Consider the following 17,445-nt stretch of genomic DNA (forward strand, 5'->3'; position numbering starts at 1 on the left):
GTAGCTCACCCTCTCTTCGTTCTCTTCCTTGATCCTCCGAATCTCCTCGTCGATGGCCCGCACGAGGGGATCGTTGCATACGATACCGTTCACATAGTCGAGAAATGCCTTGATGCTTTCATCCACATCGTTCAGCGTACCCTTGGCGTTCAAGAATATCTTCGCTGCGTCGTCGGATAACTCAAGTGTCTTGTCCTCCGCACAGAAGTTGCGGAAAGTGTAGATGTGCCGCCCTTTGCCGAAAGGGTCGAACGGGCAGATGAAAATGATGATGGTCTTGTTCAGGTCGTCATAATCAGCGCCCGTCTCCAGAAGGTCGGCATCGATCATCGACTGATAGTAGCGCGTGCGCTTGAAGAGGCTCTTGCCTTCCGGCATACGAACCTGCATTTCGATATTATAGACCGTATTCGCGTCGTCACGCACGTAAACGTCCATGCGGATGCCCTTGCCCTGATAGCGTGCATCCACGGATTTTTCTGTTTCTAAATAATGGATGTCCGCAATCTCCATGTGCAGGATGTTCTGCAGCAGGCTCAGGCATATACGCTTGACGCCCATGATGAGCTTGAACATGTAGTCGTCCTGAATCGTCAGCTCTTCCCACGGCTTGATACGATACATCGGCTTCATCTCCCGATCCATTCTCTATATTTTATATTATACCATGAGACTCGCATACAAAAAAGAGCCGCCGCACAGAATCCTGTGCAGCGGCTCCGCTGTTTGTTCCAGCTTAGAAGAAGTATTCGAGGCGGGCGAAACCTTTCTTCTCCCTGGTCTTGCCCTCAGGCTCTGCCGAGAAGATCTGATCGCCGTCAAAGTAGATGAGCGTGCCGACGATGTTCTTGGCGAAGGTGTATTCTGCACCGAGTTCCCAGCCCTTCGTGTTCCACATTGCACCGTCGAAGGTCGGCTTGATTACTGCAGCGCCGCCGAGGTAGCGGTATGCGAGGTGGAGTCCGAACGTACGCGGGTTCTCCGGCTCTGCCCCCTTGTATGCAAGCTCGATATTGTAGGCTTTCAGATGCTCGTCCTTGATTCCGGCAGATTCATCGCTCGTGTTCTTCCAATAGCCGCCCGAAAGAGCGACCGTGCTCTCGGGACGCCACTTCATGCCGAGACCCCAGAAGTTGCACGTCGCGTCCAGTCCAGCCATGTTATGGACGAAATCCTTGTTCCTCATGCGCACGTAGTCAGCGCCGACGTGAAACTTCTCCGACGGATTCCAGTTGAGGTTCACCATCTGCACGTTCGCCCAGCTCTTGCCGGTAAAGCCCTTCTCCCGTGCCTCTTTCACCTCGTCACCCCAAGCGGAATGTGCGAGGTCGTAGCGTCCCGCAAAAATCGTGCCCGAGAACGGCTGCTCCGCGCCGAAGGTCACGGCAGCGCCGGACAAATCGTCGTCGATGAGGACGCCCTGCTCCGTGAAGACGGGCATCTTGCCGGCATCGATGACCGTCGTACCATAAGTACCTTCGGCGTAGGCGCGCTCAAGCGACACATGGCTGTCATGGTCGTCATCCGACGAATCCGTACTGGGATTCCACATAGCGTCAAGGCGAGCCTTGACCTTCCAATGATCGTTGACCGTGGCCTCCGGCTCCAAGCGGAAGAGAATTTCATTGTTCGTCTTCGCGCCGCCCTCATACTTACCGATGAATTCCCCACCAGTTTTCTCGTAAGTGTACTGCAGTTCGCCCGTCCACTTGACGTTGTCGACGCGGTCTTCGAGGTTCGCGACGCGCACGCCGAGGTTGTTCAGCTCTTCGCTGAATTCAGCGGCGAGGCGGTCGATCATCGCCTTCTGCTGGGCGTTGACCTGGTCTTCCTTCGTCATAGCCTTGGCGACCATCTGCGCCATCTCATAGCGCGTGATCTCGTTCTGTCCGCGATACGTGCCGTCGCCGTAGCCCTCGATGACGCCGTCATCGGCGAGCTGTGCGACTGCGTCGTACGCCCAATGATCGGCAGGGACGTCGCTGAACGGGTTCGCCGCCGCAAAGGTCGTCGAGGCCGCGCCGACGACGAGTGCCGTCGTCAAGGCGGCTGTCAGAGACTTCTTCATGAAAAACTCCTCCTTTGAAATAGGGGAATCACTGATACATTCAGCTACCCATCTTCACACATCTGGGCAACCTCATTTTATCAGCGCTTCCTAGATGGAAATGAACTGTGGTCAGACCATCCAAGGGGGAGCTTCCGAGTATCCACGTTCCCTCAAGAATATCCCCGCTTGCAGTCTGCTCGTTGATAATGATAACATATCTTGCTGGGGAGGCAAGCAAAACATGAAAAAGATTCATATTCTATCCTGAAGTCCCAAACTATGTTGAAGATGCGACCGATGGAGCAGATTTTGGCAAGATGTGTGGCTGAGTACCCTTCCAATAAAATAATAGCAGCCCCCGACGCTGCTTTTTCAACGTCGGGGGCTGCTGCCGTGTGCCCTGTCCTCACTCGGAAATCGCGGACGCCCCGCTCTCCCCTGCCTGCATTTCCGTCTCGTAGTCCGTGACGCCCCGCGCGATGGCGCGTGCGAAAACGTCGGCCTTTTCCGTGAGCAGCTGCGCCTCGGGCAGATAGTCGATGAACGCCATCTCTACGAGGACGGCGGGCATCGCCGTCGCGTGCAGTACGATGAGTTCGGGGCGCTCCTTGACGCCGCGATCGGTCGTGCCGAGCGACGTCGTGATCTGCCAGCCGATGGCGCGCGCGAGTCTTTCCGCCCTCGTGCCGCGCTCATAGATGAGCGTCTCCGTGCCGTGCGCCTCGCCGTCCGCCGCGTTGCAGTGCAGGCTGATGAAGATATCGGCGCACCACTTGTTCGCCTCGTCCGTCACGGCGGCATTCCAGCGCTCAAGATGGCGGCTCTCCCAAGCGAGATTGTCGCTCTGCATGAGGAAGACCTCGATGCCGACAAGTTCCAAATAGAGCTTCACGTGCTCGCCGATGTCGGCGGCGACGTCGCACTCTCGGAGACCAAGTTCCGCATTGACGGCACCGCTGTCGTACAGAAGGTCGTGCCCCGGATTCAAAAATACACGCATCGTTCCCACTCCTTTTCTCATGTCATCTTTCGGCGCTTTTATCCGACGAAAGTATCTTCTTGCGTTTCGCGGTCATACATGCAGCAGAGAAGAAGGATATATCTCCCTCCTGCGCAAAAAGTTTCTTAGGTCTTTTCTTCGTATATAAGATGTAGAATCGTCCTACATATTCTTCCCTAAAGAACCTTTTCCAGAAATTGTTTTTTAACGATAGAGCAAGAAAGGAGAAGAATTGTGGCACGAGTCTTTGCTTATGGAAGCGCTGGCAGCACCAAGGCGATGGCTTGCATCCATCAGTGCTTCCCGAAGAAACCCGTCCGAGAAAATCGGAAGAGAAAGGTTGGTGCATCATGGGCTTCTTCCAGAAAGAGAAAGCCGCAGCCATGCCCGCCGCTGCACAATCCCAGGGAGCGGCGGACGACATTCGGAGATTGGAGCAATATCTGAAGACGCTTGCCTCGGGCAAGCTCGAAACCCCGCCGCCCCAGGTGAGGGACCCCTCCCTGCAGCCCTTGGCGGCAGCTCTGCAGGCTTTCGCCGCACAGCAGGAACAGCAGGCGCACGACATCACGCTGATGCTGAACAACAGCCTCGCAAGCCAGATCCATGCCTCCATCATGCTCAACAAGCTGTTCTTCAATTTGACGGACATCGCGAGCGGCGTGCAGGAAGTCATGAGCGTCATACGCACTCTGGCGGAGTCGATCAACGACATCGCCTCCATGTCGACCGAGATCGCCGATCAGACGAATTCGGGACAGACTACGATGAATGCAGCAGGCGAGACGATCATGGAAATGTCTGCCGGCAACAAGGTCGTCGGCGAGAGCATCAGCCTCATGGTGCAGCGCATGGAGAAGCTGACGAGTTCGACGGCGAACATCAACACGCTCGTGGCGACGGTCAACGGCATTTCCGAGCAGACGAACCTGCTCGCCCTCAACGCCTCCATCGAGGCGGCGCGCGCAGGCGAGCACGGGCGCGGCTTCGCCGTCGTCGCTGAAGAAGTCCGAAAGCTCGCCGTGCAGTCGAAGGAGTCAGTCGAGGAGATTCGCGCCCAGCTCACGTCGATCCAAAGCGAGGTCAAGAACCTCGGCGGGCAATTCGACTCGATGGACGAAACCTTCACGAAGAATTCGGAGAACATAGAGGCGACGGAGCAGCAGGCAGGCGCAATCCGCGACACCTTCACGGACATCAGTACGGCGATGGAAAAGCTCGCGCCGTTCGCAGAGCAGCAGTCGGCGTCTTTCGAGGAGATGACGGCGTCGCTGAATCAGGCGGTAGACAACATGCACACGGCGAAGAACGAGTCAAAAGAATGCAACACAGGGCTCTTCCATGTGCTCATGGAATCGAGCACCGTGCGCACGAACTTCCTCAAGAACGGCCTCTCGCTCACCTCGAATGAGCTCCTAGACCTCGCCAGGACCGACCATCTGATCTGGTTCGCGCGCATCAACCAGATGCTCCTCGGCAACCTGCAGCTCAACTCCGCCGACGTCATCAGCCATGAGACCTGCCGCCTCGGTCAATGGTATTCGGGCGAAGGGCGCACAAAGTACGGCGGCACGCCCGTATTTGAAAATCTCGACGCGTCGCATGCTCGTTTCCACAAGCTCTGCGCTGAGGCCATCGACGCCTACAACAGCCACAACGAATACAAGGTGCGAAGCCTCCTGCCGGAAATCGAAAGCGTTTCCGAAGAAGTCCTAGGCGCCTTGGATCAACTGAAGGCCATGTGACCGTATACAGAAAGAGCCGCCCTCTGAAAGCATTCTCGCTTCCAGAGGGCGGTTCTTCTATTTCCCGTAATTTACGCTTCGTCCTGCGGCTTCGCGTTCCAGACGAGGAGTGCGAGCAGCGTCGAGAGGAGCGCTGCGCCAACCCAGAATTCGGTGGCATAGCCGAAGTCGTAAATCTTCTCGCCGCCGACGGTCGTGATCGTCATGAGCTTGCCCGTGACGAACTCCTGGATCGCGGCGCCCGCGTAAGACAGGAGACCGATCATGCCCATCGCTGCACCCGTGACGCGCTTCGGCACGATGTCGACTGCCATGAGTCCGCCCATGTAGCAGACGAGCGCGCCCATCGTGAAGCCGTAGAAGGTCATGCAGAAGAGGTCGGTGTAGAACGACTGCGGCGCCCAGACGAAGCCCGCGATCGAGGCCGTGTAAAGAAGACCGTAGATGAGCGCTGGCATGTTGCGCTTCGAGTGGAAGAAGCGGTCGGAGATCCAGCCGCAGAGAAGTGCGCCGAAGATACCCGCGACCTGCATGTACGCCATGACGCCCGCCGCGCCCATGATGTCGTAGCCCTTGGCACTCGTCAGATAGACGACGCCCCAGCTCTCGACCGCGTAACGTGCGATGTAAACGCAGAGAGATGAGAGACCGAGAATCCAGACGGCGGGGTTCTTGACGACGGCGTTCCACTGCATCGAGCCGACGGAGCGCGTCTTTTCCTCATCGACCTGCGCCTGCGTCTTTTCACCGTAGAGAACGGCGCCATTCGGCAGGCCGCGCGTCTCGGGGCGGTCGCTCATGCCGAGGTAGATGAAGACGGTGCCGATGAGCGAGATGAGGCCGGCCGCGATGAAGCCCATCGACCAGCTATAGGCACTGACGATGGCCGCGATCGCGAAGTAGGCGAACGACGAGCCGAGGTTGTGGCTCGTGAACCAGACGCCGTAAAGCGTGCCGCGCATACGGTTGCTGAACCATTGGTTGAGCGAAACGATCGACGGCCCTGCGCCGTAGGACTGGAACCAGCCGTTGATGCCCCAGAGCACGGCGAGCGGCACGAACGAGTTCACGAGCCCCATCGCCGCCATTGTCACGGACGACATGAAGAGACCGAAGGCGAAGAACCGCTTGTTGTTCATGCGGTCAGCGAGGAAGCTGTTCGTGAACTTGCCAAGACCGTACGTTACGAAGAAGATCGAACCGATGATGCCGACCTGCGTGGGATCGACCGCGCCCGACGCCAGAAGAGGCTTCTTGATGACGGAATAGCTCTGACGGATGATGTAGTAGAAGGCGTAGCCGATCGTGATGGAAGCGAAGACGCGCCAACGCAGGCTGTAGAAGATGCTCTTCGCCTTCTCCGCATCCTGCATGGGCGGCGCATCCGGCGCCGTGAGGAAAAGTTTGTTGAGAAAAGCAAGCATGAATGAATCTCCTTTCTTGGAATCGAAATGTTCTTGCTCAGTATTATTTCATATAGAGAACGGGAAAAGTAGCGGAAAAAATCTGATTTTCTTGTAGGAATTCTGCTGACACAACAAAAAGCCCCCAAGGCTGCCGCCTTGAGGACTCTTCTTGTATCTGACATGGTATCGTTACAACTTTTCCGCTGCTTACAGCACAGCACATCCGGCTGACGGTAGGCAATCCGTCACCGCCCCAGAAGCCGCGCCTGCTCTTCGAGTCGGGCGACGCGCTCGGCGGTCGCGGGATGCGTGGAGAAGAGGTTCACGAAGGCCTGGCGCGAGCCGGCGAGCGGGTTGACGATGAAGAGATTGCTCGTCGCAGGCTGCGCCTCGGCCTCGCGCATCGGCGGCATGGACTGTACCGTGCCGGAGATCTTTTCGAGCGCCCGCGCGAGATAGCGCGGATTGCCGCAGATCTCGCCGCCCGACTTGTCGGCGTCGTACTCTCTAGAGCGCGAGATCGCGAGCTGAATGAGCGTCGCCGCGAGCGGTGCGACGAGGACGGCGAGAAGCGTGCCGACGATGCCGCCTGCGCCCTCGTCGTCGTCCGAGCGGCCGAAGATCGCGCTCCACTGCGCCATGTAGGCGAGCATGGAAATCGCGCTGCCCATGGCGGCGGCAATCGTCGAGATCAGGGTGTCGCGGTGCTTGATATGCGAAAGCTCATGCGCGAGCACGCCCGAAAGCTCTTCGCGGCTTAACATGCCGACGATGCCGCGTGTGACGGCGACGGCGGCGTGTGAAGGGCTGCGCCCCGTCGCAAAGGCGTTCGGCGTCATAGATTCGACCAGACAGACCTTCGGCATGGGCAGACCCGCGCGCGCGGCAAGATCTGCCACAAGATGATAAAGCTCGGGCGCTTCCCTCTCCGTCAGCGGGCGCGCGCCGTACATGCGGAGCACGATGCTGTCGCTGAACCAATAGGAGAAGAAATTCATCGCCAAAGAGATGACGAACATCATCATCGCGCCGCCCTTGCCGCCGATCACGCCGCCCAAGACGACGAGAAGGGTCATCATGAGCGCCATCAAGATCGTTGTTTTTATCGTATTCATAGAGAAGACTCTCCTTTCCCTATACGAAAAAGACCCCACCCCGGATACGGGACAAGGTCTCGCTTGCATATATATGCCGCGCACCGTGCGTCCGGCGGACGCCGCAGAATCGCGGCTGCTCCTCTGGAAAATATAGGAGGTGCTGATAAAATGAGGTCACCCAGATGTGTGAAGATAGGTGGCTGAATTTATCAGGGGTTCCCATAGGACTATTATAGCAGAGGAGCAGGATTCTGACAAGCTGTTTTCGTCAATCCGTCACATATCGGTACGCGCCTCATGCTCGGCTTTGCCCGTGACGAGTTCAGCGGCACAGTGCTTGACGACCAGAAGCGCGAGCGTCATGAGTGCGAGCGCGAGGAGGAGCTGCAGCCCGTCGACCAGGAAGACGAAACCGCCGTTCATAAGCTTGCCGATGATGCCATAGACGCTCATGACGAGCGCCGACATCGTGACGAGGAACATGAAGGTCATGGGGACGTAGAGCATCCAGCCCTTGCGTTCCGTCGTGCGAAGAAAGACGGCGATGGAGATGAGGACGAGGGACGCGAGCAGCTGGTTCGCCGCGCCGAAGAGCGGCCAGATGCTCATGTAGCCCGCGAGGCACAGCAGATAGCCGAGCGCGAGCGTGATTGCCGTCGCGACGTACTTGTTGCGCAGGATCTTCGCGGCGGCGCCTTCCGACTCACCCTCCGACGGTGCGAGAAGCTCCTGGAAGGACATGCGTCCGATGCGTGCGACGGAATCGATCGTCGTCATGGCGAGCGCCGAGACGCACATCGTCATGATGCAGGCGGCGACATGCTTCGGCAGGCCGAACTCCACGAAGAATCCCGAGACAGCGCCCGCGAAAATCTGGAACGGCGTGCCGTCCGGCAGATGCCCGCCCGTCGCCGCCGAGCAGACGATGACGAGGGCGACGACGCCGAGAAGCGATTCAACGAGCATTGCGCCGTAGCCGACGGGCAACATGTCGCGCTCGTTCTCGATGGATTTCGAGCTTGTGCCCGAAGAAACGAGGCTGTGGAAGCCCGAGACAGCGCCGCAGGCGATCGTGATGAAAAGGATTGGGAAGAGCGACTGTCCCTTGACCTCGAAGGCGACGAAGGCGGGCATCTCGATGACAGGATTGGCGATGAGCACGCCGAGGACAGCGCCCGCGACCATGCCGAGGAGCAGGAAGACGCTCAGGTAGTCACGCGGCTGCATCAAGAACCACATGGGCAGGACGGCGGCGATGAAGCAGTAGGCAAAGACGACGTAGCGCCAAACCGTCGCATCGAAATAGAGCGGATAAGAAATGCCGACGGCGAGCATGGCGACGATGAGCGCGATGGCGACAAAAAACTTCACTGCGCCCGATGGCTTCATGCGGCGGATGAAGAGTCCGAAGCCCATCGCCACGAAGATGTAGAGCATCGAGATCGAGGCCGCCGCTGCATTCGGTACGGCGAGGCTGCCGTCCTTGCCGAAGCCGTTGAACGTGTTCGCGACGATGTCGGCGAAGGCGGCGATGACGAGCAGCGTGAAGAGCCAGCAAAACAGCAGGAAGAGACGGCGCCCCGTCTTGCCGATGTACTGTTCGATGAGCATGCCCATCGAGCGCCCTTCGTTGCGCACCGACGCATAGAGCGCACTGAAATCCTGCACCGCGCCGAAGAAGACGCCGCCGACGAGCAGCCAGAGGAACGCCGGAAGCCAGCCGAACATGGCGGCGATGATGGGGCCCGTGACGGGGCCTGCGCCCGTGATGGAGGAAAATTGATGCGCAAAGACGGTGAAGCGCGAGGCAGGCGCGTAGTCCTGCCCATCCTCGAATCTCTGCGCCGGCGTCGCGGCGGTTTCGTCGATGCCCCACGTTTTCACGAGCCACCGTCCGTAGATAGTGTAGGCGGCGAGAAAGACAACGATGGCGCACCCGACAAGCATCAGTGCATTCATGATGAATCCTTCTTTCCTTAAAGATGAATGAATATGTATGAAGGATAATATAGCACGCTTTGCTCCATGTGTCAACTTGTAAACTTTCCCAGTAGATATCGAAATCAACGATTCTTCTTAACATTCCCACCTTTACAATCTTCTTCCCTTTGCGGTATAATCAAAACGTAATATTTCTTCTGTTGGGGAGGTATGGATGAATCCAGCAATTCCCCGGAAAGGAGGTTTTCGCTGTCATGAAAGACGAAATTTTCGGTGTGCTCCAACGCGTCGGACGCAGCTTCATGCTGCCCGTCGCCATCCTGCCGATCGCTGGCATACTCTTGGGGCTCGGCGCGTCGTTCACGAACGCCACGACCATCGAGACGTACGGACTTACCGCCGTACTCGGTGCAGGAACGCCGCTTCACGCGCTTCTCTCCATCATGGCGAGCGCGGGCAGCACGATCTTCGGCAATCTGCCGATCATCTTCGCCGTCGGCGTCGCCATCGGCATGGCGAAGGCGGAGAAGGAGGTCGCGGCGCTTTCTGCCATGATTGCCTTCTTCGTCATGCACACAGCGTGCAACGCCATGCTGAAAATCGGCGGCCAGATCCTTGCGGACGGAACGATCGCGCCCTCGGTGCTCGAAGGCACGATCGCGCCGAGCTGCGGTATCCTCTCGTTTCAGATGGGCGTCTTCGGCGGCATCATCGTCGGCATCGGCGTCGCGTGGCTGCACAACAAGTACCACAAGATCGTGCTGCCGAACGCGCTGTCGTTCTTCGGCGGCTCACGCTTCGTGCCCATCATCTCGACGATCGTCTTCCTCTTCGTCGGCATCGCCATGTACTTCGTCTGGCCGCTCGCCCAGCAGGGCATCTTCGCGCTCGGCGGCCTCGTGACGGGCACGGGCTACATCGGCACGCTGATCTTCGGCATCATCAAGCGCGCTCTGATCCCCTTTGGCCTGCACCACGTCTTCTATCTGCCGTTCTGGCAGACGGGCGTCGGCGGCTCGATGATGATCGACGGCCAGCTCGTCCAGGGCGGTCAGAACATCTTCTTCGCCCAGCTCGCTTCGCCCGATGTCACGCATTTCAGCTCGGATGCGACGCGCTACTTCTCGGGCGAGTTCATCTTCATGATCTTCGGCCTGCCGGGCGCGGCGCTCGCTATGTACCGCTGTGCGCGTCCCGAGAAGAAGAAGGTCGCGGGCGGCCTCTTGCTCTCGGCGGCTCTGACCTCGATGCTCACGGGCATCACCGAGCCGATCGAGTTCTCCTTCCTCTTCGTCGCACCCGCGCTCTTCGCCGTGCAGGTCGCGCTCGCAGGCGCCGCCTACATGATCGCGCACATCCTCAACATCGCCGTCGGCCTGACATTCTCGGGCGGTCTCCTCGACCTCTTCATCTTCGGCATCCTGCAGGGAGAGGCGAAGACGGGCTGGATGTACATCATCCCGGTCGGTGTCGTTTACTTCTTCCTCTACTACTTCATCTTCTCGTGGATGATCCGTCACTTCGACTTCAAGACGCCGGGCCGCGAGGACGACGACGAGGAGACGAAGCTCTACTCGAAGGCTGACTACCAGGCGCAGCAAGGCGCGGCGGGAGCAGCGTCCGGCGCGGGCGCATCCGATGCCAAGAGCGCGGCAATCGCGCGCGGCCTTGGCAGCAAGAGGAACATCACTTCCGTCGACTGCTGCGCGACGCGCCTTCGCTGCTCGGTCGCGGATTCCTCACTCGTCAACGAGAAGCTCTTAAAGGCGACGGGCGCCGTCGGCGTCATCGTCAAGGGCACGGGCGTGCAGGTCATCTATGGCCCGCAGGTCGCCGTCATCAAGTCGAATCTTGAGACGTACCTCGAAACAGCCCCCGACGTCGAGCCGGAAGCGATGGCCGCTGCAGAGCCGACGGAAAAAGCTTCTGCGACAAACGTGCCTGAGAAAAACACCTCGGCACAAGAGTCGGGCGCGCAGGAAGCGTCTGCCGGTGAAACTGCCGCACACACGCTCTTCACGCCTGTCGCAGGCACGGTGCATCCGATCGAGGAAGCGCCCGACGAGGCATTTGCGGGCAAGATGATGGGCGACGGCTACTTCGTCTACCCGACGGAAGAGACAGTCTACGCGCCCGAGGACGGCGAAGTCGTCTTCGTCTTCGACACGAAGCACGCGATCGGCATGAAGGCCGCTGACGGCACGGAATACCTGCTGCACATCGGCGTCGATACCGTCGCACTCGGCGGGCAGGGCTTCGAGGTCTTCGTCGAAGGCGGACAGAAGGTAAAGAAAGGCGACCGCCTCATGACCTTCGACGACGCCTACATCAAGGAACATGCAAAGTCCGACGCCTGCCTCGTCATCTTCACAGGACTCGGCGAAGGAAGAGCCGTAAGCCTCACGAAGACAGGCGCGGTCAAGGCGCTCGACGAGGTCGGCAGCTGCTGAGCCAAATCAAAGATTCACTGAAAGACAAATGGACGCCGAGCGCGCCCTTCCACGGGCGCGCTTGACATCCATGCACGAAAATCTATAATGGCAAAAGAAAGGTTGGAATCATACGCAAAATACACGAAAAGCCTCGAGGAATCGCATGCGATTCTTCGGGGCTTTTCAATGACATCAAACTTCCTGCGCTGCGGCGTTCTCTACGGTCTGCTTCAGCAATCTGTCGAATTGGCGGCACTCCTCCGGGGAGAAATCCTGCACTAAGATCTTGTACCAGTCGTCCATCGTCTTCTTCAGCGCCTTCTTCACGGTCTGCGCCTTCTCCGTCGTGCGCAGTACATAGGCGCGGCGATCCTTGTCGCTGACCGTGCGGCTCACATAGCCGGCATGGACGAGTCTCGCCACGGCGCGCGCCGCTGTCGTCTTGTCAATCTTCACCATGTGCGCCAAGGTTTCCTGATTGATCCCCTCATGGTCGAGAAGGTGCAGCAAGAACACATACTGCCCGTTTCCCAGACCATACTTCTTCAACTTCTCGTTAAAGTAACTCTGGCTGTACCGATAGATCAAAGCAATGATCGTTCCCATATCGCTTGGCTGCAAAACAGACCCTCCCCTGCAGTAGGATATAATGCCCATTTCTAAAATTCCACTTTTTCCACATCAGCGAAAAAGCGCTATTCCTAAGTAGTATTATACTACGGTTTTCCAAGAAAATCCACCTTGTCCCGCAAAATTTTACCATGAAGCCCCAAGAGGTCAAGCCGAAGGTGCAGACCGATTGGCTAGGCTTCTGTAAGGGCGGCGCACAATGTCCACAAAGTGGACGTTTGTGCGTGTAGTTTACGCTCCTCTAAAATTAGCGTGAAAGTCCAAGAAATCAAACCAAAGACACAGACAGATGGGGCAACTTTGCCTTTACTCCCTATAATTTCAGGTGTTTTCAGCATCCGTTTTCATCGCACAAGCATGATCTCCCGGGGTATGCGCGCGTTCCAACGGGTCGGGTACGACAGGAGACTCATAGAGGACGAACGGATCTATATCAATGCACTGCGCCGCATCGCGCGTCCCCGTGACATCCCATGCCGCCGTGCCGTTCATGACCGTCAGGGCGGTGGTGAAGAATGCGCGCTCTTTGAGGCGCGCGAAGACGCCGCCCTTCTGCACGAGCTTCGCCGCATCGTAGCGGCGCACGGTGCCGTCGTTGAAATACGCATAGATGACATATCCGTCGCCCGGCACGGCCTGCAGCACCTCGGGCATGAATCGGCTGTCCATGATTATCCCCTCCTCATCGGCGGTATGCGCTCCGGAGTTCTGCCGCTCTTTGCCAGTTCCCAATTCTGCATCAGTTCATCCTGATACATGACGCACCATGCGAGGACAAGTTTCAACTGCCTTCCGGGCAGGTAGCCGCGCAGGATATGGGCATTTTGAATGTCGATGGTCGCTTCATTTCCCGCATATTCTGCATGGATATGCGGTGGATTGTGATCTTCGTAATACATCGTGATGCGTATGCCAAAAAACAAGCTGATCTCGGGCACGATGTCCTACACCTCCTCATTCACTTGTCCCCATTATACCACACACCGTTCAAAAGCGGCGAATCCGATACCCTGCGGCCTTCTTGAGGCGGTTCATGATGGCGAGTCCCAAGCCGCTTTCGTCGAGCGCTTCGCCGAGGATGAAGTCAACCTTTTTTTCGTCGAAGGCGCGAAGGGCTTCGTAAAGATGCGCGGCGATGGCACGCACGTCTTTTCTCGCACCGAGACGCACGACAAAGTCTTCTTCCGCCTCGCCTGCAAGCGCCGCCGCTGTCTCATCCGTCACGATGAGGCCGACCGACTTGCCCGCCGCTTCGGCGAGCGCCGCGCGAAAGGCGGCGGGCAAGTCAGCGGGCGGGGCGGCGAGCAAGGTCAGCGGCGCTCGCGGCGCATAGTGCGTGTACTTCATGCCGGGCGCTCGCGGTGCGGCGGCGACCGTATGCACGTCAGCCGTCTCCCCTGCTTCCGCGCCGTTCGCCGCCGCAGGGCACACCGCGCTGACGCTCATCTGCGCCGCACGCTCCTGCGCGGCGAGTCCCGGGTCGAGCCGTACGTCGGCGACGACCTCTTCGAGCATTTCGCGCGTGATGGCGCCGGGACGCAGGATGACGGCAGCCTCGCCCGTCACATCGACGATCGTCGATTCGACGCCGAAGCGACACGGGCCGCCGTCGAGAATCAGCGGGATGCGCCCTGCGAGGTCTTCGAGCACCGCCTCCGCCGTCGTCGGACTCGGCCTGCCCGACGTGTTGGCGCTCGGCGCGGCCAGAGGAAAGCCCGTTGCACGAATCAGGGCGAGCGCGGCGTCATTCTCCGGCATGCGCACGCCGACCGTCGCGAGGCCGCCCGTGATGCGATCGGGCACAGCGGCGCGGCGGCGCAGCACCAAGGTCAGAGGCCCGGGCGCAAATGCCGCCAGAAGATGCTCCGCCATCTCGGGCACGTCGAGCGCCACTTCGTCGAGCATGGCGCGGTGCGCGATGTGCAGGATCAGCGGATTGTCCGAAGGCCGCCCCTTCGCCTCGTAGATCTTCGTGCAGGCGGCGGCGTCGAAGCCGTTCGCGCCGAGTCCGTAGACCGTCTCCGTCGGAAAGGCTACGACCTCGCCCGCACGAAGAAGATGCGCCGCCTCCTCGATGGCGGCTGCTGTCGGCGGCAGAACCTTTGTTGAAAACACAGACATTTCCTCCCCTGTCCGGCGAACCGCACACGCCCTCGCACCTTCCGGAAGCGGTGCGAAAATCACATGCAAAAAGCGCCGCTTGCGCGGCGCAGCCTCATTTTCTCCACAGCACGACGACGCGCTCGATGCCCGCGAGATCCGGCAAGATCTCGACATCGCCCCAAGGCTCTTTCGCCAAGGCGCGAATCTTCTGCGCCTGACCGATGCCCGCCTCCACGGCGAGGAAGCCACCCGCCAGCAAATGCTGCGGCGCCGCCTCGACAAGACGCGCGTAGAAGTCCATACCGTCCGCACCGCCCTTGAGCGCGGTCATCGGCTCATAGCTGCGCACTTCGGGCGCAAGGCGCTCGATGTCGGCGTCGGGGATGTAGGGCGGGTTCGAGAGGATCGCATCGTATGCCGCATGGGAAAGCGGCGCGAGAAGATCACCCTCATAAAAATGCACGCGCGCAGAGAGTCCCAGCCGCTCGGCGTTCTCTCTTGCGACGGCGAGCGCCGCGCCCGAGATGTCGACGGCATCCGCCGCGACGTCTTCCGAAGCGTACTTGAGCACCGAGAGCGCGATCGCGCCCGTCCCCGTGCCGATGTCAGCGAAACGCAGGGGCTTTCTCCCATTCTCTGCCAGCCGTCCCAATCTCTCGATGGCCGCTTCCACAAGGATCTCCGTATCGGGACGCGGAATCAGCGTCGCCCTCGACACGGCGAAATCCAGCCCCATGAACTCGCGCCTGCCCGTGATGTAGGCCGTCGGCACGCGCCGCGCACGCTCAGCGACCGCCTTGCGGAACGCCGCAAGCTCTTCCTTTTCCAGCGGCTCGTCAAAATGGACGTAGAGGTATATGCGCTCCTTTTTGAGCACATGCGAGAGAAGCACTTCGGCATCGAGGCGCGGCGTCTCGATGCCCTTTTCCGTGAAGTAGCCCTGTGTCCACGAGAGGATCGAGCCGATCGTCCAGACTTCGTGCGCCATCACTGGGCCTGCCTGAGCTTTTCCGCTTGATCCGCCGTGATCAGCGCGGCCAGAAGCTCATCCAAGTCCCCGTCGAGCACGGCCGCGAGCTTGTGCAGCGTCAGACCGATGCGGTGATCGGTCACGCGCCCCTGCGGGAAGTTGTAGGTGCGTATGCGCTCGCTGCGGTCGCCCGAGCCGACCTGACTCTTGCGGTCGGCGGCGACCGTCGCCGCCTGCTCCTCGCGCGCCGCCTCCAAGATGCGCGCACGCAGGACGCGCATGGCCTTTTCCTTGTTCTTGAGCTGCGACTTTTCGTCCTGGCACTGCACGACGATGCCCGTCGGCAGATGGGTGATGCGGATCGCCGTCTCCGTGCGGTTGACGTACTGGCCGCCCGCGCCCGAAGCGCAGTACGTATCGATGCGAAGGTCGGCGGGCGCGATCTCGACCTCAACTTCCTCGGCCTCAGGCAAAACCGCGACCGTCACGGCGGACGTGTGGATGCGCCCGCTCGACTCCGTGACGGGCACGCGCTGCACGCGGTGCGTGCCGCTCTCGTACTTCAAAAAGCTGTACGCGCCCGCGCCGTCGACGGAAAAGGAAATCTCCTTGAATCCGCCGATCTCCGTCGCGTTCTTGTCGATGACGTCGACGCGCCAGCCGCGCCGCTCGGCGTAGCGTGCGTACATGCGGAAGAGGTCGCCCGCGAAGAGCGCCGCTTCCTCGCCGCCTACGCCGCCCCGGATCTCGACGATGACGTTCTTCGCATCGTTCGGATCCTTGGGCAAAAGGAGGATCGGCAGCTCATGCTCCAGCGCCTCCAAGCGCGGGCGCAGTTCGGCGATCTCGTCCTCGGCGAGGCGGCGCATGTCCGCGTCGGGATTGTCGTCGAAGATCGCTTTCGCCTCAAGAAGCCCCTCGCGCACCTTCTTGTACTCGCGGTACTTCTCCACGACGGGAGCGAGCTGTGCGTGCTCGCGGCTCAGCTTTTGCCACTTCGGCATGTCGGCAAGCACCGCCGGATCGCTGATCAGCGACTCAAGCTCGCGATATTTTTCCTCTACGGCATGGAGCTTGTCCAGCACGTCGCATCTTCCTCACTTTCCCTCGCCCGCAGCAAAAGCAGCCGCAGGCGTTTCGTACACAGCCGTTTCCGAATCCGCCGTCTTGCGATAATCGGCGCTTCCCGCAGGAATCTTATCCTCGGGCAGCGCCGCCTTCAGCGACTCGATCGCAACTTCGAGCATCGAAGCGTCCGGCTCGCGCGTCGTCAGCCGCTGCAGCCAAAGTCCGGGCAGAGAGAGCGCGTGCACAAAAGTGTTCTTACTTCTGCCTGCCAGGCGGATCGCCTCGTAGGAGATCCCCGCGACGACGGGCAGCAGCACGATGCGGCTCACGATGCGCAGCCAGAGATCGGGCCAGCCAAGGAAGGCGAAAACGAAGATGGAGACGAGCATGACGATCAGGAGGAACGACGTGCCGCAGCGCGGATGGAAGCGCTCGAACTTCTGCGCGTTCTCCGCCGTCAGCGGAAGCCCCGCCTCGAAGCAGAAAATCGTCTTATGCTCCGCGCCGTGGTACTGGAATACGCGCTGAATGTCCTTCATGCGCGAGATGCCCCATATATAGGCGAGAAAGATGAAGAGGCGCAAGAAGCCCTCGGCGAGGTTCAAAAAGACGGGATCGTCCGACCACGCATGAAAGAGCTTCGCCGCTCCCGTCGGCAATGCGATGAAGAGCACGGCGGCGAGCACGAAGGCGACGGCAATCGTGCCCGCCAGCTCCTTGTCGGAGAGCTGCTCTTCCTCCTCGCCCGCCATCTTCGCCGACCACGAAAGTGAGCGGATGCCGATGACGAGGGACTCGACGAGCGCGACCGTGCCGCGCAGGAATGGCTTCTTAAAGACGGGGAAGCGGTCGGAGAAGGAGCGCACCTCCTTCGACTCGACGGAGATCCTGCCGTCGGGCGTGCGCACTGCCGTCGCCGAACGAGCGGGTCCGCGCATCATCACGCCCTCGATGACCGCCTGCCCGCCGACCATGAGTTTTTCGTCCAAAGAATTTCCTCCTC

General features: G+C 59.8%; 15 protein-coding genes. 2 read left to right on the forward strand and 13 right to left on the reverse strand.

Features of this window, described 5'->3' with window-relative positions; translation table 11 throughout:
• The 3 genes from HMPREF1153_RS01975 to HMPREF1153_RS01985 form a co-directional block, all read right to left on the reverse strand.
• On the reverse strand, positions 1-624 hold a 624-nt coding region (locus HMPREF1153_RS01975), incomplete at its 3' end, for an Rpn family recombination-promoting nuclease/putative transposase (RefSeq protein WP_009645263.1).
• Between the two features lie 112 nt (positions 625-736).
• On the reverse strand, positions 737-2,068 hold the full coding sequence (locus HMPREF1153_RS01980) for an S-layer homology domain-containing protein (protein WP_009645270.1): 1,332 nt from the start codon (positions 2,066-2,068) through the stop codon (positions 737-739).
• 388 nt (positions 2,069-2,456) lie between these two features.
• Complete coding sequence (locus HMPREF1153_RS01985; protein ID WP_009645356.1) at positions 2,457-3,050, reverse strand: N-acetylmuramoyl-L-alanine amidase family protein; 594 nt, start codon at positions 3,048-3,050, stop codon at positions 2,457-2,459.
• 350 nt (positions 3,051-3,400) lie between these two features.
• Here HMPREF1153_RS01985 and HMPREF1153_RS01995 point away from each other — a divergent pair, with 350 nt between their 5' ends.
• Complete coding sequence (locus tag HMPREF1153_RS01995) at positions 3,401-4,795, forward strand: methyl-accepting chemotaxis protein (protein WP_009645335.1); 1,395 nt, start codon at positions 3,401-3,403, stop codon at positions 4,793-4,795.
• Between the two features lie 71 nt (positions 4,796-4,866).
• On the opposite strand, the gene HMPREF1153_RS02000 is transcribed toward HMPREF1153_RS01995, so the two are convergent.
• From HMPREF1153_RS02000 to HMPREF1153_RS02010, 3 genes are all read right to left on the reverse strand, one after another.
• A complete protein-coding gene (locus tag HMPREF1153_RS02000) occupies positions 4,867-6,219 on the reverse strand; it encodes an MFS transporter (protein WP_009645264.1) in 1,353 nt (450 codons plus the stop codon).
• A 227-nt stretch (positions 6,220-6,446) separates the two neighbouring features.
• On the reverse strand, positions 6,447-7,316 hold the full coding sequence (gene htpX / locus HMPREF1153_RS02005) for a zinc metalloprotease HtpX (RefSeq protein ID WP_009645355.1): 870 nt from the start codon (positions 7,314-7,316) through the stop codon (positions 6,447-6,449).
• Positions 7,317-7,574: 258 nt separating this feature from the next.
• Complete coding sequence (locus tag HMPREF1153_RS02010; protein WP_009645274.1) at positions 7,575-9,257, reverse strand: carbon starvation CstA family protein; 1,683 nt, start codon at positions 9,255-9,257, stop codon at positions 7,575-7,577.
• A gap of 236 nt (positions 9,258-9,493) precedes the next feature.
• On the opposite strand from HMPREF1153_RS02010, the gene HMPREF1153_RS02015 reads away from it, so the two are divergent.
• The gene (locus tag HMPREF1153_RS02015; RefSeq protein WP_009645351.1) at positions 9,494-11,689 is read left to right on the forward strand and encodes a PTS transporter subunit IIABC; all 2,196 of its coding nucleotides are present in this window, start codon (positions 9,494-9,496) and stop codon (positions 11,687-11,689) included.
• A 174-nt stretch (positions 11,690-11,863) separates the two neighbouring features.
• Here HMPREF1153_RS02015 and HMPREF1153_RS02020 read toward each other — a convergent pair whose 3' ends face one another.
• The 7 genes from HMPREF1153_RS02020 to HMPREF1153_RS02050 all read right to left on the reverse strand — a co-directional run bounded on the left by HMPREF1153_RS02020 (position 11,864) and on the right by HMPREF1153_RS02050 (position 17,416).
• The gene (locus HMPREF1153_RS02020) at positions 11,864-12,292 is read right to left on the reverse strand and encodes a MarR family winged helix-turn-helix transcriptional regulator (protein ID WP_009645411.1); all 429 of its coding nucleotides are present in this window, start codon (positions 12,290-12,292) and stop codon (positions 11,864-11,866) included.
• A 330-nt stretch (positions 12,293-12,622) separates the two neighbouring features.
• The gene (locus HMPREF1153_RS02025) at positions 12,623-12,970 is read right to left on the reverse strand and encodes a DUF2442 domain-containing protein (protein WP_009645326.1); all 348 of its coding nucleotides are present in this window, start codon (positions 12,968-12,970) and stop codon (positions 12,623-12,625) included.
• 2 nt (positions 12,971-12,972) lie between these two features.
• On the reverse strand, positions 12,973-13,239 hold the full coding sequence (locus tag HMPREF1153_RS02030; protein WP_006193329.1) for a DUF4160 domain-containing protein: 267 nt from the start codon (positions 13,237-13,239) through the stop codon (positions 12,973-12,975).
• 49 nt (positions 13,240-13,288) lie between these two features.
• Complete coding sequence (locus HMPREF1153_RS02035; RefSeq protein ID WP_037369511.1) at positions 13,289-14,422, reverse strand: L-threonylcarbamoyladenylate synthase; 1,134 nt, start codon at positions 14,420-14,422, stop codon at positions 13,289-13,291.
• A gap of 94 nt (positions 14,423-14,516) precedes the next feature.
• Positions 14,517-15,392, reverse strand: coding sequence for a peptide chain release factor N(5)-glutamine methyltransferase (gene prmC / locus HMPREF1153_RS02040; RefSeq protein ID WP_009645342.1), 876 nt, complete (start codon positions 15,390-15,392; stop codon positions 14,517-14,519).
• Positions 15,392-16,459 (reverse strand): peptide chain release factor 1, encoded by a 1,068-nt coding sequence (prfA, locus tag HMPREF1153_RS02045; RefSeq protein ID WP_009645265.1) that lies wholly within the window; start codon positions 16,457-16,459, stop codon positions 15,392-15,394. Before prfA ends, prmC begins: the two co-directional genes overlap by 1 nt.
• A gap of 12 nt (positions 16,460-16,471) precedes the next feature.
• On the reverse strand, positions 16,472-17,416 hold the full coding sequence (locus HMPREF1153_RS02050; RefSeq protein WP_198003312.1) for a DUF1385 domain-containing protein: 945 nt from the start codon (positions 17,414-17,416) through the stop codon (positions 16,472-16,474).
• Positions 17,417-17,445 lie beyond the last annotated feature (29 nt).

It is taken from the genome of Selenomonas sp. CM52 (assembly GCF_000292955.1).
Lineage (GTDB): Bacteria > Bacillota > Negativicutes > Selenomonadales > Selenomonadaceae > Selenomonas.